Here is a 23,330-nt window from a genome sequence, read left to right as displayed (position 1 = left end):
CCTACGTAAACCGCACTGAACAATGTAGCGGCGTGATTTATCACGCGGGTTTAATTACAGTTTTAACGGCGGTAATTGCGAAAACACGCTTAACAACCCTTTGCTCCACAGCTGACGGATCTGTGAAAAATAGGGATGTTGATCGGTAATGTGATGCTGCTCGTTGTCGCTAAAACTGTCGGTGCGATACACCATCACATCCAGCGGCAGCCCCACCGAAATGTTACTCGCCAGCGTCGAGTCCATGGAAATCAGCGCGCACTGCATCGCCTGGCTGAGCGGGGTTTCATAGCGCAGCACACGGTCGATAATCGGCTTGCCGTATTTGCTTTCCCCTATCTGGAAATACGGCGTATCGACACTGGCCTCGATGAAATTGCCCTGCGGATAGATCTGGAACAGGCGCGGCGCTTCACCACGAATCTGACCACCCAACAACAGCGTGCCGCCAAATTCCTCACCGTCACGCTTGATCACTTCACGCAGCGTTTCGCCCACCATCAGCGCAATGTCGTACAGCGATCGCCCGTTTAGCAGATTGGGCTGATCGTTGTCGTTGTTGTTACGCCGTAGCAGGCTTAACACGCTTTGCGTGGTCGCCAGATTGCCGGCGCTTTGCAGCACCAGCGTGCGTTCATCATCTACCTGAAACACGTGTAATTTACGGAACGAGGAAATATGATCAACGCCCGCATTGGTGCGTGAATCCGATACAAAAATCATCCCTGACGATAAACGCATTGCCACACAATAAGTCATAATCACGCCTGCAAAAAATTACTGCTGCGCATGCACCTGCTGCACCGCCGCTACCGCCAGCATATCTTCACCGCCGCCGCCCAGTCGCATACCGCGCACCGGACAGGCATCAAGATAATCCACGCCTACCGCCAGCCGTAAATGCTGACGCGTGCTGCGCGTATTATTGGTGATATCAAAGCTGTGCCAATTGCCATCCAGCCAGGCCTCAACCCAAGCGTGGGTGGCAACGTGTTCAACATTATCAGTATAGAGATAGCCGCTGACATAGCGCGCCGGATCCCGAGGCTACGACAGCAAGCAAGAAACACGTGGCTGTGATCCTGGCAAACCCCGCTGCCCGCCGCAAATACTTTCGCTGCGGTATCACTCACCTGGGTGCTGCCAGGCTGATACGGCATTTTTAGCAGCAGTTCATCCATCAGCTTTTCCAGGCTGGAAAGGGGTTTTTCGGCGTGCCAGTAGCGCAGCGCAAAATCACGAATGGCCGCATCCGGCAACGTCAACGGCGTGGCGCGCAGGAACACCAACGGCGACAGAATCGATTCCGGATCGGGTGACAATTCGCCGTCATCCAGTATCTCCACCACCCCGCGCGCGGCGATCGCCAGTTGCTGATGCGGCGTATCCAGCGTCAGCACGTGCATCACGTTGCCATACGCATCCAGGGTACGCGTGGCTTCACAGGGCAAATCAAGATCCCACGACAGGATCTGCTGGTGCACCGAGTTTTGCGGCGTCAGGCGCAGATACTGGGTGCTGAGTTTGACCTGCTGCTCATAGGCGTACCAGGTTTTGTGCTCGATGGTCAGTCTCATTTCGCCTCCAGATAGGTCTGATTGATACTTTCCGCCAGCGCAGTGATCTGCGTAAGAAAGTGGTTGAGCCAACTATATAACCCGTCACGCGTCAGACTTTCCCAGGTGCTGAAGCGCATTTCGGCTAACAGCACCGTGGCCAGATAGCGGGGACGATCTTCACCGCTGCTGCCGATCTGTTCTAACTGATTGGCGATCTCCTCGATACAGGAGTGCAACGATCGTGGGCTTTCATTACGCAGGATCAGCATCTCATTGACCAGATCCGGCATCAGCTGCTGCTTGAAGATCGCGTTATAAGCTTCACGCGCCGACACCGCCCGCAGCAAAGTATCGAGGCAGTAATACTCACGCACCGAATCGGCCGTCTGCTCCAGCAGTTGCTGATTGACGCTCAGCAGCCGCGCGGTGCCGTCGCTGCGCTCCATCAGCGTACCGATGCGGATAAAGCACATGGCATCGCCACGCAGCAAGGTGCCGAACATCGCGCCGCGAAACAGGTGCGAGCGTTCTTTCACCCAGTCAAAAAAACTGTCGGCGTTGGCGCTGGTGATGCCGCGCCGCCGCATGTTGCGCATCTCAATCCACGTCGAGTTGATGCTCTCCCACACCTCGGATGACAAACTGCCACGCACCGCGTGCGCATTGTTCCACGCTTCCTGCCAGCAGCTGAAAATGCTGCAGGGGTTACGATCGTCGAGGGCAAAAAAGTTAAACAACTGCGGCATGGTGAAACGCCCGTTGAGGGTTTCAAACAGCTGGCGCGTGCCGGTGAGATTGAGCGGCAACAGCAGCTCATCGGTCTGGCTGTTACGCACCGGCATCAGCGAGAGTCGGTTGGTGACATCCAGCACTCGGGCAAGCTGTTCTGCGCGCTCCAGATAGCGCGCCATCCAATAGAGGCCACTGGCCGTGCGGCTTAGCATGATGCGTCATCCTCCAGAACCCAGGTGTCCTTGGTGCCGCCGCCCTGCGACGAGTTCACCACCAGCGAACCTTCGGTCAGCGCCACGCGGGTTAACCCGCCGGGGACTAAACGAATATCCGCACCGCATAAGGCAAAGGGACGCAAATCGATATGACGCGGCGCGAGGCCGTTGTCGATAAAAGTCGGGCAGGTGGAGAGCGACAACGTATCCTGGGCGATATAGTTTTCCGGGCGTGCTCTCAGGCGATCGCGGAAATCACTCAGCTCCTGCTGGCTGGCCACCGGTCCGATCAACATGCCGTAACCGCCTGCGCCGTGTACCTCTTTCACCACCATTTTGTTGAGATTGGCGAGGACGTAAGTCAGATCCTGCGGCTTACGGCACTGCCAGGTCGGCACGTTGTTGAGGATCGGATCCTCATCAAGGTAGAAACGGATCATATCCGGCACGTAAGGGTAGATCGATTTGTCATCGGCCACGCCGGTGCCGATGGCGTTAGCCAGCACCACGTTGCCGGTTCGGTACACCGACAGCAGGCCCGGTACGCCGAGCATTGAATCGGGGCGGAACGCCAGCGGATCGAGGAACGCGTCATCGACACGCCGATAGATCACATCGACTTTGCACGGCCCGGCGGTGGTGCGCATCATCACTGCGCCATCTTTCACAAACAGATCGGCACTTTCGACCAGCTCGACGCCCATCTGCTGCGCGAGGAAGCTGTGTTCGAAGTAAGCGCTGTTAAAGCGGCCTGGCGTCAGCACCACCACCACCGGATCGTTGACCGGTGAGCTTTCGCGCAGGGTTTGCAGCAGATGCGAGGGATAGCGTTCCACCGGAGCGATGTGCTGTTCAGCAAACAGTTCCGGATAGAGGCGCATCATCATCTTGCGGTTCTCCAGCATATAGGAGACGCCGGACGGCGTGCGCAGGTTGTCCTCCAGTACGTAATATTCGCCGTCGTTGTTACGCACCATATCGACGCCGGTGATGTGCGCGTAGATGTTGCGATGCAGGTCAACGCCTTGCATACAGGGCTGATATTGATCGTTGATCAACACCTGTTCGGCTGGGACGATACCCGCTTTGAGGATGTGCTGCTGATGGTAGATGTCATGCAGGAAAGCATTCAGGGCCTGCACGCGCTGGCGGATGCCGCGGTCGAGCATTGCCCATTCACGAGCCGGAATAATGCGCGGCACGCTGTCGAACGGAATCAACCGCTCCGCGCCGCCGTCTTCACCATAGACGTTGAAGGTGATGCCCACACGATGAAACAGTAATTCCGCCTCTTCGCGCTTACGCGCCACAGCCTCTTTGTCCGCCTGTTGTAACCACTCCCAGTAATGCTGATAGTGCGCACGGTGTTGGCCACCGTTCAGCAACATCTCATCATAGAAGTGTGACGCTATCTGGTAGCTTTCTTTCATGATTTACCCGGCGCTTGTCAGAGGACCTATCTCCTCTCCTGCACAAAGTGTGCCAGAGGCTCGCGGCCCAAACGGCACACGCGCCCCGATAGCGGAGCAGCGCCGGATAACGGTTGTGTTGCACCTTACTGGTGCATCAACTGCTGCGCAACTGGCAGCCAGATATCGGTCATCGCCCCTTCGCCGCCGGTAAAAGGATCGCGATGCGGAAGCGGCACGCGGGCAATTTGATCTTTCGCGGCGCGTAAACGGGAAGGTTCATCACGCACGGTTTCCGGCGACATTCCTTCAGGATAGGCGCCAACGGCGAAAAAATCGTCCGAGGCGAACACCTGTTTATGGCCAACACCCGCCGGGATCAGCACCGCATCGCCCTCGCGCAGCGTCACCATGCGGCCGCTGTCGCCGCCAAACAGGACTTCTGCCCAGCCCGACGCCACGCCTAACACTTCATGGGTGTTGGGATGGTAATGGGTATAAGGGAAGATCGGCGCACGCCACGCGGCTGGCCAGCCGCTGGCGGTAAAGGTTTTTCAAACCACTCGGCACTGTCGCTTTGCAGCTCTTCATCGTAGTCAGGCGCAATGCCCGGCCAGATGATCAGCGGCAGCAGATTGTTGGGGACGCCGCCTGAAGGCTGCGCCAGCATCAAATGCTGCGGATTACTGGATGAACCTGCGGAAAAGGTACCGGCGGCGAAAGACATCAGTAACAGCAGGCTGGAAGTGTTGGCAGTCATACTCTTTCTCCGGGAAGCCACGTTGCTTAATTGTGGCAAACCCAGAGGGCATTGCAATGTGCGCCCACCAACAAAATTCACATAAAAGAATGATTTACCTTACTAAAGTCAAATTAGTTAGCAACATATTTAACATTATGTGGGGTGAGGAAATGCCTGCTGCAACTGTTATACAAAAACACCCCAATTCTGTATCTGATTCACTTCACTGTTATGTGCTTAACTGGCAGGCAGTAACATGTAGAGGTGAACTATGGAAGCCATCAAACAAATTCTGCTCGATGAAATCGCCACGCTGAACCGTGAAGGCCAGCGCGATAATCTGCCACGCTTTAGCTTTTCATTCCTCAAAACCCATCCGGGGCTGTGGGCGGTAATGTACCTGTGCTATGCGCTGTGCACCGCGCTGATTTTCTCCACCGATATGCTGGGCTGGCCTGCATTTTGGTTCGCCACCGCGTTTGTCGCGGTGATGAGTGTCCTGATGCTGATGGACATCAATCCCAAATACCGTTTCGAAGACATTGATACGCTGGATCTGCGTGTGTGCTACAACGGCGAATGGTATTACGTGCAGCCGGTGTCGCAGCAGGCGCTGAATAAGATTGTCGATAATCCCGGTACACCCGACCGCGTGCGCAGCGGTATCGATCGCCTGATGAAGCAGAAAGGCGAAGTGGATTTTTATGATGTTTATTACCTGACATGGGGAAATAAACAGGCGGCATCCATCTGATTAATAGCCATTAATCGAGGTGCGCGTAATGCGCACCCTACAAAAATTTGATGCAAATACGCAGTGTCGCCCTTTATGGCGACCGCAGCTGCGCAATCAATTTCCCCAACGTCTCCACCGCTGCCTCGGCGCGCGCATCCCATGGCCAGGCGGTGTTGAAGCGGAAGCAGTGGCTGAACCCTTCACTGCCGGAGAACAGCTGGCCGGGCGCGATGCTGATGCCCTCTTTCAGCGCCAGGTGATACAGCTGTGTGGTGTTGATGTGTTCCGGCAAGGCAATCCACAGAAAATAGCCGCCCGGCGTGTCGCTGATCTGCGCGTCTGCGGGCAGCACGCGCCGCAGTGCTTGCTGTGCCAGCTGCTTCCGCTTTGCCAGCGTCTGGCGCAGCTTCTTTAAATGCGTGTCATAGCTGCGGGTGCTGAGGAAGTCGGCCAACGCCAGTTGCATCGGCGCACTGGTGGAAAGCGTACTCATCAGTTGAATGCGCTGTACGCGCTGCGCATAGCGTCCGGCCGCTACCCAGCCCACGCGGAATCCCGCCACCAGATTCTTCGAGAAGCTGCCGCAATGCAGCACATTGCCATCACGATCAAACGCTTTAGCCGGCAAAGGCTTGTCCTGGCCGCTATAGAGATCGCTGTAAACGTCATCCTCAATCATCGCCACGTTGTAGCGCGCCAGCAAAGCCACCAGTTGCTGTTTGCACTCGACGCTCAGGGTAAAGCCGAGCGGGTTTTGCCGGTTGGTCATCAGCCAGCAGGCTTTGACCGGCCAGCGTTGCAGCGCCTGCTCCAGTTCATCGAGATCGATGCCCTGTTCGACATCGCTGGCGATGGCAATCGCATTCAATTTCAGGCGCTCAATCACCTGCAAGGCACCGTAGAACGAGGGATTTTCGATCACGACCCAATCACCGGGTTCGGTCACCGCCTGCAGGCTGAGGTTGAGGGCTTCCATCGCGCCATTGGTGATGACGATATCGTCCGGCGACAAGGTCATGCCCTGCTGCGCATAGCGCTGCGCCAGAATTTTGCGCAGCGCTTCGTTGCCGGGCGGCAGGTTGTTGAGGGCATCAGAGGGTTTGAGATTGTGCGAGACCTTAACCAGCGAGCGCATCAGCTGGCGCTGCGGAAACAGCTCAGGATCGGGAAAAGCAGAGCCGAACGGCATGATGGCCGGATCGCGCGTGGCTTGCAGCACATCAAACACGAAGCTGTTGGTATCAGCCTGGTCGGTTTTGGCAATCGCCTGGGTGGGCAGACGCGGGCGACTTTCGGCGGCTCGTGGCGCTACGTAGTAGCCGGATTGCGGTTTAGCAACAATCCAGCCCTGGCTCTCCAGCACTTCGTAGGCGTGCATCACCGTCATCAGGCTGAGACCGCTCTGCTCTGCCTGCTGACGCAAGGACGGCAGCTTTTCGCCCGGCGGCCAAATACGCGCTTCGATCTGTGTCCGAAGCAGATCAACCAACTGCTGATATTTCGCCACCCTGGCTCCGATATTGGGGAATAAGTGCGGCCATTTTCCCTCACCGTGGCACTCTCCCGCAAGCGAGAGAGTGGAGGGTGACTCAGTTCATGACGCTTTGCCGCGCAGAGGTGTGCCCTCCTCTTGCGTTGGAATGAGAGCCATCGACGCCCCTCGCCTTAAGGCAGCTGCACCAGCTCCTGCTTATTCTCTTTTTCGACAAAATTCGGCAGTTCGTGAATGCGGTCCGGCGGCACCGGTTTGCCCAGCAAAAAGCCCTGCAAGGTATCGCAACCCAAACCGGTGAGGAAGGCCTGCTGCTCCTGGGTTTCCACGCCTTCCGCCACCACTTTAAGATCCAGCGACTGCGCCAGTGCCACAATCGCAGAAACAATGGTGGCATCTTCCGATTTCGCCTGCAGTTCATTCACGAATGCACGGTCAATCTTCAGCTCGCTGGCCGGCAGGCGCTTGAGATACAGCAAACTGGAGTAGCCAGTTCCGAAATCATCAATCGAGGCTTTCACGCCCATATCCGTCAGTTGCGTAAGAATACGCACGCTCTCTTCCGGATCGCGCATCGCGGTGGTTTCCGTGACTTCCAGCGTCAGCAATTCTGCCGGGATTTGGTGCTTTGCCAGCGCCTGGGTCACGGTTTCCACCAGGTTGCTCTGCTCAAACTGCAACGCGGACAGATTCACCGCCACCGACCAGTGCGGATGGCCCTGCAGATGCCAGCTGTGCAGCTGACGGCAGGCTTCGTTGATCACCCAGTTGCCAATGTTGATGATCATGCCGGTCTTCTCAGCAATCGGCAGGAATTTGTCCGGCGCCAGCAAACCGCGCGTCGGATGTTCCCAGCGCAGCAGTGCTTCAAAGCCGATAATCGGGCCGCTCGGTGCACAGTATTTTGGCTGGTAGAACAGACGCAGCTCTTCGTTATCCAGCGCTTGCCACAGGTCGTTATTCAGCTGTAGCTGCGACTGCGCAAGGGTGTTCATTGACGGCTGGAAGAAGTTGTAGCCGTTGCGGCCGTTATTTTTGGTGTGATACATCGCGGCATCGGCGTTAAACATCAGCTCGCGATCATCTTTACCGTCACCGGGATAGACCGCGATACCAATACTCAGCGATACCACCAGTTCATAGCGTGAAATATCGAACGGGCGATCCACCGCTTTCACCAGCGCATCCGCCACCGCAGCGGCATCATTCGGGTCATCAATCTCAATCAATAACACGAACTCGTCACCGCCCATGCGCGCCAGCGTGTAGTGGCCTTTCATCTGCCCAATCATGCGTTCGGCGACGGCGATCAACAGGTTATCGCCCACGTGGTGGCCAAAGGCATCGTTGACCGCTTTGAAGCCATCCAGATCCATAAACATCAAGGCAAACTGCGACTTCTCGCGGTTGGCTTTGTTGATCGATTGCTCCAGACGATCTTCCAGCAAAATACGGTTTGGCAGGCGCGTCAGGTTATCGTGCAATGCCAGCTGCGCCAGCTCGCGGTTGGCTTCCGCCAGCGAGTGCGCAAGGATTGAGGTGCGCGCTTGCAGGCGTGCATCCAGCATTGAGACCAGCAAGGTGATGCCGAGGATCGCCAGCGTCACCACGGTGACCACAATCGCCAGCCAGTTGCTGTTAACGCCAATGTGCGTAGCGTGGCTCATCATCGGGAAATTCGCCGCCGCCATCCCGGTATAGTGCATACCGGCAATCGCACAGCCCATCACCACCGATGCACCCAGGCGCAGAATTGTCACGCGCCCATGTCCTTCGCGCAGGTTAAAGGCCAGCCACAGCGCCGCACCCGACGCCACCAGCGCAATCACCACCGAAGCGGCAACCCAGGCCCAGCTCCAGGTGATGCCTGGCGCAAACATCAGCGCAGCCATCCCCATGTAGTGCATCGCAACCACGCCAGAACCGAGCACAAAAGCCCCGCCCGTTAAGCGCCGCCAGGATAAATCATGCGATGAGCACACCAGCCACAAGGCAAAAATCGACGCCAGAATCGCCACTGCCATTGACGTAGCCGTCAGCAGCGGATCGTAACTCATGACCATATCCAGGCTCATCGACAACATGCCGATGAAATGCATCGCCCAGACGCCCACACCCATGGCGAATCCACCGCCTAATAACCAAACCAGCGCCACCTTGCCAGTTGAAGAAGCCACGCGGCCCGCCATATCCAGCGCGGTAAACGAAGCCAGCATCGCCACCAGAATGGAAACGATGACGGTAAACGAATCGTACGAAGTCACTAACATAGTGATTTCCCAAGTTAAAGCCGTTATGAGTCAGCTGTGGTGTTGTGAAGAAAAAGTAAAAGCCATTGGTTTTATTGTATAAATCATCGGCAGATTAACGGCCGAATTGAGTCTTTGAACGATGAAACCTTCCGATGCGGAAGAAAATAAAAATTGATGCTTATGCACTGGTGAGCGGCAGGGCATGCTCAGCAAACATCGACGGCACGTTAAGCGAAGCGGTAAATTCACCGATGCGCTCTGCCGGTGTCGGCTTGCCCAGCAAGTAGCCCTGCAGCGTGTCAAAACCGAGTCCGGTCAGCAAACGCTGCTGCTCCTCGGTTTCCACCCCTTCTGCCACCATGCGCAGATTGAGACTTTGTGCCAGCGTCAGCATTGCGCTCACTACCGTGGCGTCTTCGCTGTCTGCACGCAGGCTGTTGATAAAGGCGCGATCGATTTTAAGTTCGCTCGCCTCCAGATGTTTCAAATGCAGTAAGTTCGCATAGCCGATACCAAAGTTATCTATCGCCACTTTCACGCCAAGCTGATGCAGTTCGGCAATACGCATCTGGCTAAATTGCGGATCGCGCATCGCGATGTTCTCAGTGATCTCCAGCATCAGAGCACCTTCTGGCAGCTGATAGCGCAGCAACGCATGCCGCAAGCTGTCGATGAGATCGCGCTGATGGAACTGTAAGGCAGAAAGATTGACCGATACGCTCCAGTCGCGATGGCCTTCATCGTGCCACTGCTTCAACTGGCGGCACGCTTCGTTGATCACCCAATTCCCCAGCGCCACGATTTGCCCGGTTTTCTCGGCACGCGGCAGGAACATATCCGGCATCAGCAATCCACGACGCGGATGCTGCCAGCGCAGCAGCGCTTCAAAGCCCATCAGCACCGTGCCGCCAGCCTTGAATTTTGGCTGATAGAACAGGCACATTTCCTGATATTCCAGCGCATTCCACAGGTCATTCGCCAGCGCCAGCTGATGCTGCGCCACGGCGCTCATCATCGGTTCAAACAGGCACCAGCCGTTTCGGCCGCTGTGCTTGGTGTGATACATCGCCGAGTCGGCGTTGAACATCATCTCCTGCTGGCTGCGACCGTGCAGCGGGAATACCACAATGCCAATACTGAGTGAAACGCGGAGAGCATAGCGATCCAGCTCAAACGGCACATCGATGGCATCCACCAGCTGTTGCGCCAGCGCCGCAGCTTGCAGGTTATGGTATTGCGGGCAGAGCAGGACAAATTCATCGCCACCGAGTCGTGCCAGCAGCACGCCTTCGTCCAGCTGCATGCGCAGACGCTCTGACACCGCAATCAGTAAGCGATCGCCCACGTGATGACCCCAGGTATCGTTGACCGCTTTGAAACCGTCGAGATCCATGAACATCAGCGCGAAGGTTTCATCCTGCAAGGTGGCTTGTTTGATCTGCGCCGTCAGCTGCTGCTCCAGCAACACGCGATTGGGTAGCGAGGTGAGATTATCGTGCATCGCCAGCTGACGCAGTTCGCTGTTGGCACGCTTGAGCTTGGCGGCCAGACGCGCTGCACGCAGTTGGGCATCCAGCATCGACACTAACAGCGTGAATCCGAGAATGGACAAAGTGATAATCGTTACCCAAACAGCCAATCCATCCTCACTGATGCCATGATGCTGCTGCATGGTGCTCGGCATGCTGTATTCCGCCGCCGCCATGCCGGTGTAGTGCATCCCGGCGATGGCAATGCCCATCACCAGCGCGGCACAGACGCGCATGATCCACACGCTCTCGCCCTGACGCAGATGGAATGCCAGCCACAGCGCCGCCCCCGAGGCGGCATAGGCAATGATCACCGACACCGTCACCAGCCAGGTATTCCAGCGGATCGCCGGTTCAATCATCAAGGCATTCATGCCGAGGTAGTGCATCGCCACCACGCCGCTGCCGAGTATCAAGGTGCCCGCACCAGCCGACGCGGCGTCAGGTGACTGCCTTGCACGCCCTGCGCAAACGCAAAGATAGCCGAGAGGATCGCTACCAGCAGTGAAACCGCCGTGAGAGTGATGTCATAGCGCATGGTCATCGGCATCATCATCGCCAGCATGCCAATGAAGTGCATCGCCCAAATACCAATGCCCATGGCGGTGCCGCCGCCCACCAACCACATTTTCGCCAGGCAGCCGCGTGAAACCGCGACGCGCCCAGCCGTATCCAGCGCGGTAAACGCAGCAATAAAGGCCACGATCAGTGAAACCGTAACCAGAACGCTATCCCAGGTAACCAGCAGCATGTGCGCTCCTAAACTCAGCCCGCTGCGGAGCAGGTGCTGTATCGTCAAAAAAGGTCAAAGAGTATAAGAACATTGATTAAGGGCGAGTAATGACCGCATGCAGTGAGGCAGAGGGGAGAGCCGATCCAGACAATTCTGGAAACACCGCGCTATGTTTTTTGTTTTTCATCGTCTGTCGCAGTCAGAAAAATTAATAAAATCTGATTAATGCACGAACATAGCATTGAACGGTTAATCGCGGTAGAGGCTTAAATCACTCGCTGTTTAGTTTTTTAACCGGTTGTCACCCCTTGTAGTTACTGAGTTATCGGCGAAAAGTGTGAATTGATTAATGAAAAAACCAAGCGCAACGCCCCAAGTGTCGATTTGCTGATCTATAGTAAAGAAAACTGATATAAATCATAAACCCAACATCTAAGAATATTCCTAGATGACGGGCACTTACGCGGTGACGGCGATCGCGGCTCTTGTTTGAATTCGGATTCGTTTCATAAATGAATCACCAGGTGAAAAAGCACTGACATTGGATAATCAGTAAGGAATGATTATGAAACTCAAGCTTTTTCTTTTTGCTTCCAGCCTAAGCGTTGCGCTTGCTCCAACCGCTGCTTTCGCCGCCACCACAACGGGAACCATCAATGCAACGTTGACCTTGACCACGGGTTGTCTGGTGAATGGCCAGTCAGCCACCACCGGCGTGGCCTTCGGTACCCTAAACTTTGGTAGCAGTGCCGCGACTTTTGATACCTTGAACGCCACCCTGGTGGGTGCAGCGGGCAACGGTATTTATGTGCGTTGTACTACCGGCCAAACGTTCAACGTTCAGGTCACCAGCAGTAATGCCGCGCCCGCCACCGTCTATGGCACCGTGAGCGGCCAGCCGCGCTACCTGATCCTCGGCTCCAACAATACACAAGGCATTGCTTATACCCTGTATAGCGATGCGGCGTTCACGACTGCTATCGGTAATAACACCAATATCGCGGCCAGCGGCACCACAGACCCCACGCTGGGGACCAACTACGCCATCTACGGTCGCGTGGTAGGCGGTGGCTTTAACCCACTGATCCCGGCAGGCACTTACACCGATACCATTAACGTGGCGGTGAACTACTGAGGACATATTTGGGGTAATCAGGGTGGCCGTGGTGCGACGTTGGGTGCACAGTGCAGGCGGTCTGGCCCTGCTGATAGGGAGCGTCTCTGCCTGGGGGTTGCCAACCGCAACCTTTCAGGTCTCTGCGTCAGTAGTGGCAGGCTGTGTCGTTTCCGGTACCAATACCGGGGTGTTTGGCACGCTTGATTTCGGCACGCAGTCTGGCGTAGCGACCAGCAGCGTGAGCGCCAGCTATGTACAAAACACCACCATCACCCTCGCCTGCACGCCAGGCACCGCCGTGAGTATGAGTATCAATGGCGGCGGCAATTACTCCTCCACCCGAAATCTTAAGGTATCCGGCAACACCAATACGGTGCCCTATTACCTGTACACCAATGCGGCACATACCACGCGATTCCGGTCAACAGCGCCGTTGCGCTGAGTTACAGCAACGCCAATAACATTACTTTGCCGATTTACGGCCTGTTAACGCTGCCCGGCCCGACGCGCGCCGGGACTTATACCGACACCTTAACCGTTACGCTTAGCTGGTGACGGAAGTGATAAAGAAGGATGATTAATCATGAACCTGCGCGCCTTGTTACTGTTGTTTGTAATGGCCCTGATGCCTGCTGCCCACGCCGCCAACTCGCTGATGATTTGGCCGATCGATCCCGCGATAAACCCTGATGATAAAGCCAGTGAACTGTGGCTGGAAAATCGCGGCAACACCACCACCATGATGCAGGTGCGCATCTTCAACTGGCTGCAAGTCAACGGCCAGGAGCAGTATCAGACGCAACAGCAGGTGGTTGCCAGCCCGCCCATGGTGCGGCTGGAGCCGGGGCAGAGGCAGTTAGTGCGTCTGATCAAACAAGGCCCACCGGAAGCAGGACGTGAAATGTCCTATCGCGTGGTGCTGGATGAGATCCCGACACCGCGCACGCCGGGAGAGAACCAGGCCGGACTGACGTTCCAGATGCGTTACTCGGTGCCGCTGTTTGTGTACGGCAGTGGCGTGACCAGCGACAGCGCGAAACCGCAACTGAGCTGGCAGCAAGTCGATAGCGGCGGTAAACGCTGGCTACAGTTGACCAACCGTGGCAATGGCCATGCCCGATTAAGCAACGTCACCATCGGCGGCCGTCGTCTGGGCAACGGGCTATTTGGCTATGTGCTGGCGAACAGCAGCAACCGCTGGCCCTTGACCAGTAGCGTCAGCGGGGAGTTGTCAGCTGATGTGAACAAAGGACACTGGAGCAGCGCGGCCGCGCGTTAATGAAGTTTTCGCCGCACCCCTGTGCGCTGGCGGTGGCTAGCGTTTTATGTCTGGTTCCTCAATTCAGTAGTGCGGAAACTTTTTCCGAACTACCTCCCCCGCCTGCGCTGGAAAACACCGCCAACGGCCAGCAATACATGCTGGAGTTGGTGGTTAACCAGAGCGGGCGCGGCGAAATCGTACCCGCTGAACGGAAAAACGGGGATTTTTGGCTGCGCAGCGGCGATTTGCAGCGCGCGGGTATTCCGGCGGAGAAGCTGCAGGGTCAGCAGATCGATATCAATCAGCTGGCGGAGGTTAAAGTGGAGTATGACGAACGACGTCAGCGCCTGCTGCTGACCGTTCCGCCCGCATGGCTGCCCGACCAGGTGATTGGCAAGGGTCAGCGCGGCGCGCGCTATCCCGGTCAAGCCAGTAATGGTGCGCTGCTCAATTACGATTTCTACGCCACCCGAACAGATAATGCTGGATCGCGCCTGTCCAGCTGGAATGAGCTGCGCGTGTTTGGCCCCGTAGGGCAGTTCTCCACTAACGGCGTGTATACCCAGCAGTTGGAGGGCGGCGTCAGCGGCCAGCAAGAGGGGTATATCCGCTACGACACCTGGTTTAGCAATGAAGATGAGAACGATGCAATCAGCTGGCGCGCCGGGGATTTAGTGACGGATGGGCTGAGCTGGAGCAACAGCGTGCGTTTGGGTGGCGTGCAGATTGCCCGAGATTTTAGCGTGCGGCCGGATTTGGTCACTTATCCGCTGCCGGCTTTTTCCGGTCAGGCTGCGGTACCTTCATCCGTGGATCTGTTTATTAATGGCTATCGCAGTGCGCAGGCTGATGTACAGCCCGGCCCCTGGTCACTGACCAATCTGCCCTTTGTGAATGGCGCAGGCGATGCGGTGATCACCACCACGGATGCCGTTGGCCGCCAGGTCACCACGACCCTGCCGTTTTATGTATCCAGCAGCCTGCTGCGTGAGGGATTGTCTGATTACTCCTTCTCGGCCGGTGCCTGCGTGAAAACTACGGGCTGCAAAACTTTGACTACGGCGCGGCAGCGGCCAGCGGCTCCTATCGTTACGGTTTAACCGACTGGCTAACGCTGGAGAGCCACGCTGAAGGCAGCGACAATGTGGCGACTGGCGGTGCCGGGGGATTGGTGAAGCTTGGCAGCTGGGGTGTGGTGAACGGTGCTTTAGCGCAGAGCCAGATGGACGGCAAACCCGGCACGCAATACAGCTGGGGTTATCAATATAACAACAGCTGGTTCAGCCTCGGCACGCAACACGTGTTACGCACCGCTGATTACGGCAATCTGGCTCTGGTTGGCAGCCAGGGCGATAACGCCAATACCAGCTATTCGCTGGCGCGACGCAGCGCCCAATACACCGCCAGCGTGTCACTCAATCAATACGGTAGCCTGGGCCTCGCCTATTTTGATATCGCTGGCGGAACGGGCGACCGCACCCGCTTGTTGAATCTGTCATGGAGTAAGAACCTCTGGGGCAACAGCAGCCTCTACATCTCGGCCAGCCGCGATCAGGAACAGGGCGACTGGAGTGGTGCCATCTCTCTGGTTATTCCGTTTGGGGAACAGAGTAGCGCTTCGGTGAGTTACGAACGCGATCAGCAGGGCAACAACAATCAGCGCCTGTATGTGTCACGCGCCATGCCGACCGACGGCGGTTTCGCTTACGATGCTGCGTGGGCCAATCAGGGCGGTTACAGCGGTGATTATCGCCAGGCGAGCCTGCGTTATCGCAATAACAAAATCGATACCTCCGCCGGATTTTATGGCGATAACGATAACACCACGCAGTGGGCCGATTTCACCGGTTCGCTGGTGCTGATGGACAACCGCGTGTTCGCAGCGAATGACATTAATGATGCCTTTGTGGTGGTGAAAACCGACTACCCCGATGTGACGGTGCGTTATGAAAACCAGTCAATGGGGCGCACGGATAAACAGGGCTATTTGCTGGTGCCGTCAATTAGCAGCTATTACGGGGCAAAGTACGATATTGATACCCTGGATCTCCCCGCCGATCGCACCGCTCCACAGGTGGAACAACGCTTCGCCGTGAAACGGAAAAGTGGTTATCTGCTGAACTTCCCGGTGGAGCGTCTGCGTGCGGCCAGCGTGGTGCTGCATGATAAGGATGGTCAGCCGTTGCCGATCTCCAGCCAGGTGCTGCGTCCTAATCAAGCGACGGAATACGTGGGGTGGGACGGTATTGTCTGGATGGAGAATCTGATGGGCGAGAACCCAATTCACGTGGTGACTCCAGATGGGCGCAGCTGCGATACCTCGTTGACCATCGCCGATGGCCAACCCAAAGCGCTGGAAACCTATGGCCCGCTGACGTGCGATCTGCCGCCGCCTTCGCCTGGCGCGGCAGTCAGCACCGCCAATAATTCACAGTCAGGAATTTCACCATGAGAAAGCTTCTTTTGCTGCTGGCGCTGTTTATTCTGCCGGGCACCAGCTATGCGCTGTGTAGCTTATCCGCCCCGACGGCGACCTTTGGTACAGTGACGACGTTTGCCCTGGGCTCAACGGTGCAAAACACCGCCAGCATCACCAACGTCAACTGCGGCTCCGGCACGCTATCGCTACTCGGCACCGATAACGTGACTTACGCCTTTAGCTCCGCCACCTATCTCAGCGGCACGCGAGCCGTGTTGAAAAGTTCCAGCACCGGCACTGACAGTATTCCGATTCAGATGTGCATCGACAGCGCCTGCGCCACAGAATTGCAACAAGGTGGCAGTTATCGCTGGAGTTCGGCGTTACTGCTTGGTCTGGGGAACAGCCTTAACTTTAATATTCCGCTCTATTTTCGCACCCTGACGGGACAAGTGATTGCCGCCGGCAGTTACACCACCACGATTACCATAATGGTGAGTTATACGGTGTGCGCGGGTTTGAACGTGGCAGGTTTATGCGTGGGTACAGTCCAGACCAGCACCGGGACCGCTATGCCGATTACAGTGAATCTGGTGGTCACCAATGATTGCACCACCATCACCGCCCCTAACGTCAGTTTGGCAGCGCACCGCTGGTGGGAAGTTTCTCGACGGTGCAGCAAACGATTAACGTGGTGTGTTCCAAAGGCAGCACCTATACCGTGGGCTTGAGTAATGGCAGTTACTACAGCGGCACCACGCGCCAGATGGCGAGCGGCACCAATCGCCTGGCGTATGATATCTACAAAGGCACCACCACCACTTCCCGTTGGGGACCAACCGGCACCGACCGCTGGAGCAGCACCACATCCACATCGCTGAACGCAGATACCGTCACGCGCAATTTCACCTACACGGCGCAGATTTTGACGTCACAGAATACACCAGCAGCCGGAAGCTATACCGACAGCGTGGTGGTGGATGTGTCGTTTTAGGCAGGAAAGGTGTGCTGAATGGGTGTGTCGTTCCAGGCAGGAAAAGCGTACTGAATGGGTATGTCGTTCCAGGCAGGAAAAGCGTACTGAATGGGTGTGTCGATGCAGAGAGGGAAACGGCGGCCAACGGGCCGCCCAATAATTACAGCGAAGCCCCCACCGGCGTGCCGCTGTGGCGCGCCTGATACTGTTTCACCATGCGGCCAATCAACAGCGTACCAATCAATCCGCACACCGCCGCAAATGACAGCCACACGCCCGGCATCGCTTTATCGCCGGTGGCATGAATCAGATAGCTGGATATCGCCGGCGTGAAGCCGCCAAACAGCGCCGTTGCCAGGCTGTAGGCCAGCGAGAAACCGGTGGCGCGTACTTCTGCAGGCATAATCTCAGCCAGATACACCACCATCGCGCCGTTATAGCTGGCATACAGGAACGACAGCCACAACTCCGCTTCCACCAAATGGGCAAAGGTTGGCGATCCTACCAGCCAGTGCAGTACCGGCCAGGTGGTGAGAATCATCAGGATGGTAAAGGTGATCAGCAGCGGACGGCGTCCTATGCGATCTGACAACGAGCCCATCACCGGCAACCAGATCAGATTTGAGATGCCGACAAACAGCGTCACCATAAAGCTCTGTTCGTCGCTCATCATCAACACGGTTTTGCCAAAGGTCGGAGTGAAGGCGGTGATCATGTAGAACATCACCGTGGTGGTGACCACCATCAGCATACCCGCCAGCACCAGGGCCCAGTTCTGCCCCACCGAACGCATAATCTGGCCCATGGTCGGATGCTGCTTGCGCTTGCTGAACGCTTCGGTCTCTTCCAGCATGCGGCGGATCCAGAACAGGAACGGCACAATCATACAGCCCACAACAAACGGAATACGCCAGCCCCATTCGGTCACCGCATCCTTCGCCAGCAGATGGTTCAGGCCAAGGCCGAGCAGTGCAGCAAAGATCACCGCAACCTGCTGGCTGCCGGACTGCCAGCTAACATAAAATCCTTTCCGCCCTTTCGGCGCGACTTCAGCCAGATACACTGACACACCGCCCAATTCCACACCGGCAGAGAAGCCCTGCAGTAAACGACCGAGCAGAATTAAAATCGGCGCAGCGGCACCCAACGTGGCATAGCCCGGCACCAACGCGATGGTTAGCGTGCCCACCGCCATCAATCCCAGCGTCAGCAGCAGCCCTTTGCGGCGGCCATGATGGTCGATGTAAGCACCCAAAATAATCGCGCCGAGCGGACGCATCAGGAAGCCCGCGCCAAAGGTCATCAGCGTCAGCATCAGTGAAGCAAAGGGGTCATCTCCGGGGAAAAAGGTTTTGGCAATCGCCGTCGCGTAATAGCCAAACACCATGAAATCGTACATCTCAAGAAAGTTACCGCTGGTAACGCTAAAGATGGTTTTGGCACCGCCTTGCGATGGCTTTTGTAAAGATTGACTCGCGCTCATATTGTCCTTCCTGGTTTTTTCTTCAGTTGTAGCGGGTTGCGCCAGGAATAGATGTGATCGGCTTCACCATTGCAGTTTACAAAAGTAAGACCAAAAGTAACAATTGATTAACATGGCGGCGGGGGGAGGGAAATAAAAAGGGCCGCTGTTGAGAGCGGCCCTTGAGAGGAGTCGGAGGGGAAATTACTTCTTCACCGATTCCATGCCCATTAATCCAATCTTCAGATATCCGGCTTCGCGTAGCTGATCCATCACGCTCATCAGCGTTGCATAATCCACTGACTTATCGGCCTGGAAGAAGATGGTGGTCTCTTTATTGCCTTCGGTTTGTGCCGTCAGCGCATTCACCAGTGTCTCTTTGGTGACCGCATCGTTGCCGATGTAAATCTGCTTATCTTCTTTGATCGACAGATAAACCGGTTTTTCCGGACGCGGTTGCGGTGCGCTGGTGGAAGCTGGCAGGTTAACCCGCACATCCACCGTAGCTAATGGCGCGGCGACCATAAAGATGATCAGCAGAACCAGCATGACGTCGATAAACGGCGTCACGTTGATTTCATGCATTTCGCCATCGCCTACCGAGTCATCGTTTAAACGCATCGCCATAATACTTATCCTACGCGCAGTTTCTGTGCCGCCGCTGGACGGTTGGCTTCTTTCGCCGTATCCACGTTGCCGAGATCCAGATCGCGGCTCTGCAGCAGCATCACCTGTGCCGCAACATCACCCAGTGAGGCTTTGTAGCTGGCAATCATGCGAGCGAATACGTTGTAGATGACAACCGCAGGGATGGCAGCGATCAGACCGATGGCGGTAGCCAGCAGTGCTTCGGCAATACCCGGTGCGACCACCGCGAGGTTGGTGGTTTGCGTCTTGGCGATACCGATGAAGCTGTTCATGATGCCCCACACGGTACCGAACAGACCGATAAACGGTGAGACCGAACCGATGGTGGCCAAGAAGCCATTACCGCGACCGGCATGACGACCAAAGGCGGCAACGCGACGATCGAGGCGGAAGCTGGTGCGCTCCTTGATACCATCAAGATCTTCGGTGCCGGCTGAAAGTTCCAGCTCGTTTTGCGCATCGTTGAGCAGGACAGCGCTATGGCTGTTGCCTTTGAAGCTTTCGGCGGCGCGGTAAGCATCGTTAAGCGATCGCGCTTCACCGAGTGCCTGCTGTTCGCGTTTCAGGCGACGTTTCGCCCCGCTCAGCTCAGCAAACTTGCCGAAGAAAATCGCCCAGGTGACAACGGAGGCCAGTAACAGGCCAATCATCACAATTTTTACCACGATATCGGCATGCTGATACATGCCCCAAACGGAGAGGTCCGTTTGCATCAAATCACTGGCTACCACGCTGCGTCTCCAACTTCTGTTGCACAGTTCACGATTGAAGCGCGGATCATAGCAAAAAATCGACCGAAGTGATAGTAGTTCTCATTACTATTTACAATCGAAAAGTGCCTTGTATTTCCACAATTTGGCAAATGTTTTACAGAATACTGGCGTCACTCTGATATTCCTTAAACAGGGTCAACCCAGTGCCACATTTCGTGGTAACGTGAATGTTTTGTGGTAAGTGTCAGGAAAGGCAGTGATGGCAACGAAAAAAATTGATACCACGCTGGTGAGCGCGGGACGCAGCAAACGTTACACTCAGGGCTCAGTGAACAGCGTCATTCAGCGCGCCTCGTCGCTGGTTTTTGACACGGTTGCTGACAAAAAACGTGCGACCGCGGGTCGTGCATCCGGTGAGCTTTTTTATGGCCGTCGCGGCACCCTCACCCACTTCTCCCTGCAAGATGCCATGACCGAACTGGAAGGCGGCGCCGGTTGCGCACTCTATCCATGCGGTGCTGCTGCCGTATCCAATGCGATTCTCTCGTTTGTTGAAGCGGGCGGTCATATTCTGGTCAGCGGCGCGGTCTATGAGCCGACGCAAGATTTCTGCACCAAAATCCTCAGCAAACTAAATGTGTCCACCACCTTCTTTGATCACTGCATCGGCAGCGAAATCAGCGAACTGATTCAGCCGAACACGCGGGTGGTGTTTCTCGAATCCCCTGCCTCGATCACCATGGAAGTGCAGGACATCCCGGCCATCGTTGCCGCCGTCCGTGCCAAAGCGCCAGATGCGATCATCATGATCGATAATACCTGGGCGGCAGGCGTGTTGTTTAACGCGCTGGAGCATGGCATCGATATTTCGATTCAGGCAGGCACCAAATACATTATTGGTCACAGCGATGCGATGATTGGCAGCGCCGTGGCCAATGAACGTTGCTGGCCACAGCTGCGTGAGAATTCGTATTTAATGGGCCAGATGGTGGATGCGGATACCGCCTACATGGCCAGCCGTGGATTACGCACGCTGGGCACGCGTTTGCGTCAGCATGAAGAGAGCGGCTTACAGGTCGCAGAATGGCTGGCTAAACAACCTGAAGTGGCGCGCGTTAATCACCCTGCGCTGCCTCAGTGCAAGGGCCATGAATTCTGGAAGCGCGATTTCAACGGCAGCAGCGGACTGTTCTCATTCATCCTGCATGAAAAGCTCAGTCGTGAGCAGCTGGCTAATTACCTCGATCACTTCCACCATTTCAGCATGGCCTATTCTTGGGGCGGCTATGAATCCTTGATTCTGGCTAACCAGCCGGAAGAACTGGCGGAGATTCGCCCGGCGGGTGGCGTGGATTTTGACGGCACGCTGGTGCGTTTGCACATTGGTCTGGAGCACGTTGACGACCTGCTGAATGACCTGAAAGCGGGCTTTGCACGCTTAAAACAGTAAATATCTAAACAAAACTTAAACCGTTCCGTGCCACATCGCTGAGATCAACGTCTGCGATGCCACAGAAGGTTAAAATAGAATCCTTGTGACTTGATGGGATAGCAGATGGGTGTTTTACATGAGATTGTCCACGCGCTCTGGCATCAGGACTTTGCCGCGCTGGCCAATCCGGATGTCGTATGGATTGTCTACGGTGTGATGTTTCTGACGCTGTTTCTGGAAAACGGTTTGCTGCCGGCTTCGTTTCTGCCGGGCGACAGCTTGCTGCTGCTGGCAGGCGCGATGATTGCTAAAGGCGTGATGGATTTCGTGCCGACCCTCATTATTCTGACGACCGCCGCAAGCCTCGGCTGCTGGCTGAGTTATTTGCAGGGCCGATGGCTTGGCAACACGCGAATGGTGAAAAGCTGGTTGATGCATCTGCCAGCGCAATACCACCAGCGTGCGTGGAATCTGTTTAACCGTCACGGGTTGATGGCGCTGCTGGTGGGCCGTTTCCTGGCCTTCGTGCGCACGTTGTTGCCTACCATGGCGGGTATTTCGGGGCTGCAGAATGGCCGCTTCCAGCTGTTCAACTGGCTGAGCGGCGCGTTGTGGGTCGGGATTGTCGTGGCCATGGGTTATGGCATCAGCCAGGTGCCGTTTATCAAGCGTCACGAAGATCAGGTGATGGCGGTGCTGATGATCCTGCCGATGGTATTGCTGTTTGTCGGCCTGGCCGGCAGCATCGTGGTGATTTGGAAAAAGCGTCGCCAGAAAATATCGTGATTAATCAGCTGCTCACTGACATTTCCGGTAGCGGCACGCTTTATCGCGCGGAGTTCTGAACCGCGCCGCTTTGCTTTCAGGCGGCGTCAAACGGCAACGTTTGGCGCACGCGACTGGCTTCCTCTCCCGGCGTTACGCCGAAATAGCGTTTAAACTCCCGTGAAAACTGCGAAGGGCTTTCATAACCGACGCGCACCGCTGCCGCACTGGCTTTCATCCCATCATGCAACATCATCAATCGCGCCTGATGCAGGCGATAACGCTTCAAGTATTGCAGCGGCGAGGTTTGCGTCACGGCTTTAAAGTTGTGATGAAACGCCGAGACGCTCATGTTCACTTCCGCTGCCAGCATTTCCACGCTAAGGCTTTCTGCATAATGGTTTTCGATACGGCGTAACGCGCGGGCAATCTGACTGAACTGCGTCTGGCGATTAACCAGTGACAGCAGCGCGCCACCGATCGGTCCGGTGAGCACATAGTAAATAATTTCACGCACCAGCTGCGGACCCAGCACGCGTGCATCACGCGGATGGCTCATCACATCCAGCAGACGCTCGGCGGCGCACAACATCTCTTCGCTCATAAAGGCTGAATGAATCCCAGAGGTGTGCAGCTGCGGCTGAAACTGCTCGTCGTCCCCGATATCCATCAACAAATCCTGCAGGCTGGCGGTATCGACACTCAAACACATGCCGGCCAGCGGCTCTTCCAATGTGGCTTCGGTTTCGCACTCCACCGGCAGCGGCACCGTGAGCATCAGATATTTGGTGGCGTCGTAATGAAATACCGTGCTGCCGAGATAACCGGTTTTACGTCCCTGAAAAAGAATCACGATGCCAGGTTGGTACATCATTGGCGTCCGCGGCAAAGTCTCGCAGGCATAGATCAGTTTGACGTTTTCCACTGCGCACAATGGCTTGCGTGAATCATTCATTAACATCACCACACGCTGTGCCAGCTGGCGGCAAAGGGCATCGTTCGACATAGTTGTCTCTCAGGCAGCGAAAAATTCAGTGTGCCGTAATGCTGCTCAAAGCTCCACTCCTCAGCAGAATCAGGCAAGATTCTGGCAGAAATGACCAGGGCAAAGATGCTGCATGATTGCCACAATGATCCT

At 56.1% G+C, this 23,330-nt stretch carries 14 protein-coding genes and 6 pseudogenes; 8 read left to right on the top strand and 12 right to left on the bottom strand.

The features are described 5' to 3' along the window. Nucleotides 1-54 precede the first annotated feature (54 nt). The 5 genes and pseudogenes from HA45_RS00965 to HA45_RS00945 form a co-directional block, all read right to left on the bottom strand. Nucleotides 55-759 (bottom strand): proteasome-type protease, encoded by a 705-nt coding sequence (locus tag HA45_RS00965; protein WP_100703409.1) that lies wholly within the window; start codon nucleotides 757-759, stop codon nucleotides 55-57. A gap of 18 nt (nucleotides 760-777) precedes the next feature. Then, a pseudogene (locus HA45_RS00960) lies at nucleotides 778-1,577 on the bottom strand (transglutaminase family protein). Then, nucleotides 1,574-2,503, bottom strand: a complete 930-nt coding sequence (locus tag HA45_RS00955) for an alpha-E domain-containing protein (RefSeq protein WP_100703407.1) — start codon at nucleotides 2,501-2,503, stop codon at nucleotides 1,574-1,576. The pseudogene HA45_RS00960 and the gene HA45_RS00955 overlap by 4 nt, the downstream one beginning before the upstream one ends. Next, nucleotides 2,497-3,936, bottom strand: coding sequence for a circularly permuted type 2 ATP-grasp protein (locus HA45_RS00950; RefSeq protein WP_100703406.1), 1,440 nt, complete (start codon nucleotides 3,934-3,936; stop codon nucleotides 2,497-2,499). Before HA45_RS00950 ends, HA45_RS00955 begins: the two co-directional genes overlap by 7 nt. A gap of 125 nt (nucleotides 3,937-4,061) precedes the next feature. After that, nucleotides 4,062-4,675: pseudogene (locus HA45_RS00945) on the bottom strand (cupin domain-containing protein). A gap of 253 nt (nucleotides 4,676-4,928) precedes the next feature. Here HA45_RS00945 and HA45_RS00940 point away from each other — a divergent pair. Beyond that, entirely contained in the window at nucleotides 4,929-5,411 is a 483-nt protein-coding gene (locus HA45_RS00940; RefSeq protein ID WP_100703404.1) for a YlaC family protein, read from the top strand. Nucleotides 5,412-5,484: 73 nt separating this feature from the next. Here HA45_RS00940 and HA45_RS00935 read toward each other — a convergent pair whose 3' ends face one another. The 3 genes and pseudogenes from HA45_RS00935 to HA45_RS00925 form a co-directional block, all read right to left on the bottom strand. Next, nucleotides 5,485-6,900 (bottom strand): aminotransferase-like domain-containing protein, encoded by a 1,416-nt coding sequence (locus HA45_RS00935; protein ID WP_100703403.1) that lies wholly within the window; start codon nucleotides 6,898-6,900, stop codon nucleotides 5,485-5,487. A gap of 158 nt (nucleotides 6,901-7,058) precedes the next feature. Continuing rightward, nucleotides 7,059-9,155, bottom strand: a complete 2,097-nt coding sequence (locus HA45_RS00930) for a putative bifunctional diguanylate cyclase/phosphodiesterase (RefSeq protein ID WP_100703402.1) — start codon at nucleotides 9,153-9,155, stop codon at nucleotides 7,059-7,061. A 160-nt stretch (nucleotides 9,156-9,315) separates the two neighbouring features. Beyond that, nucleotides 9,316-11,417: pseudogene (locus tag HA45_RS00925) on the bottom strand (putative bifunctional diguanylate cyclase/phosphodiesterase). A gap of 547 nt (nucleotides 11,418-11,964) precedes the next feature. Here HA45_RS00925 and HA45_RS00920 point away from each other — a divergent pair. The 5 genes and pseudogenes from HA45_RS00920 to HA45_RS00900 all read left to right on the top strand — a co-directional run bounded on the left by HA45_RS00920 (nucleotide 11,965) and on the right by HA45_RS00900 (nucleotide 17,190). Beyond that, nucleotides 11,965-12,534 (top strand): spore coat protein U domain-containing protein, encoded by a 570-nt coding sequence (locus HA45_RS00920; protein ID WP_100703400.1) that lies wholly within the window; start codon nucleotides 11,965-11,967, stop codon nucleotides 12,532-12,534. A 22-nt stretch (nucleotides 12,535-12,556) separates the two neighbouring features. After that, nucleotides 12,557-13,071, top strand: a pseudogene (locus HA45_RS00915) (Csu type fimbrial protein). 25 nt (nucleotides 13,072-13,096) lie between these two features. Then, nucleotides 13,097-13,795, top strand: a complete 699-nt coding sequence (locus HA45_RS00910; protein ID WP_205960973.1) for a fimbrial biogenesis chaperone — start codon at nucleotides 13,097-13,099, stop codon at nucleotides 13,793-13,795. Then, nucleotides 13,795-16,229 (top strand): annotated as a pseudogene (locus tag HA45_RS00905) (fimbria/pilus outer membrane usher protein). Before HA45_RS00910 ends, HA45_RS00905 begins: the two are co-directional and overlap by 1 nt. Continuing rightward, nucleotides 16,226-17,190, top strand: a pseudogene (locus HA45_RS00900) (Csu type fimbrial protein). The pseudogenes HA45_RS00905 and HA45_RS00900 overlap by 4 nt, the downstream one beginning before the upstream one ends. A 142-nt stretch (nucleotides 17,191-17,332) precedes the next feature. On the opposite strand, the gene HA45_RS00895 reads toward HA45_RS00900, so the two are convergent. From HA45_RS00895 to exbB, 3 genes are all read right to left on the bottom strand, one after another. Continuing rightward, nucleotides 17,333-18,655 (bottom strand): MFS transporter, encoded by a 1,323-nt coding sequence (locus HA45_RS00895; protein ID WP_100703395.1) that lies wholly within the window; start codon nucleotides 18,653-18,655, stop codon nucleotides 17,333-17,335. A gap of 183 nt (nucleotides 18,656-18,838) precedes the next feature. Then, entirely contained in the window at nucleotides 18,839-19,261 is a 423-nt protein-coding gene (exbD, locus tag HA45_RS00890) for a TonB system transport protein ExbD (protein WP_100703394.1), read from the bottom strand. 5 nt (nucleotides 19,262-19,266) lie between these two features. After that, nucleotides 19,267-19,995, bottom strand: a complete 729-nt coding sequence (exbB, locus tag HA45_RS00885) for a tol-pal system-associated acyl-CoA thioesterase (RefSeq protein ID WP_167390585.1) — start codon at nucleotides 19,993-19,995, stop codon at nucleotides 19,267-19,269. Between the two features lie 259 nt (nucleotides 19,996-20,254). Between exbB and metC the strand changes: the two genes are divergently transcribed. Beyond that, a complete protein-coding gene (metC, locus tag HA45_RS00880; RefSeq protein WP_100703392.1) occupies nucleotides 20,255-21,445 on the top strand; it encodes a cystathionine beta-lyase in 1,191 nt (396 codons plus the stop codon). Nucleotides 21,446-21,550: 105 nt separating this feature from the next. After that, nucleotides 21,551-22,213, top strand: coding sequence for a DedA family protein (locus HA45_RS00875; protein WP_100703391.1), 663 nt, complete (start codon nucleotides 21,551-21,553; stop codon nucleotides 22,211-22,213). Nucleotides 22,214-22,289: 76 nt separating this feature from the next. Here the strand turns inward: HA45_RS00875 and HA45_RS00870 are convergent, their stop codons facing one another. Continuing rightward, the gene (locus HA45_RS00870) at nucleotides 22,290-23,198 is read right to left on the bottom strand and encodes an AraC family transcriptional regulator (protein ID WP_100703390.1); all 909 of its coding nucleotides are present in this window, start codon (nucleotides 23,196-23,198) and stop codon (nucleotides 22,290-22,292) included. Nucleotides 23,199-23,330 lie beyond the last annotated feature (132 nt).

The sequence above is a fragment of the Pantoea rodasii genome (assembly GCF_002095465.1).
Classification (GTDB): Bacteria; Pseudomonadota; Gammaproteobacteria; order Enterobacterales; family Enterobacteriaceae; genus Pantoea; species Pantoea rodasii.
Note: the sequence above shows the minus strand (reverse complement) of the source record. Positions and strands in the feature narration are given on the sequence as shown.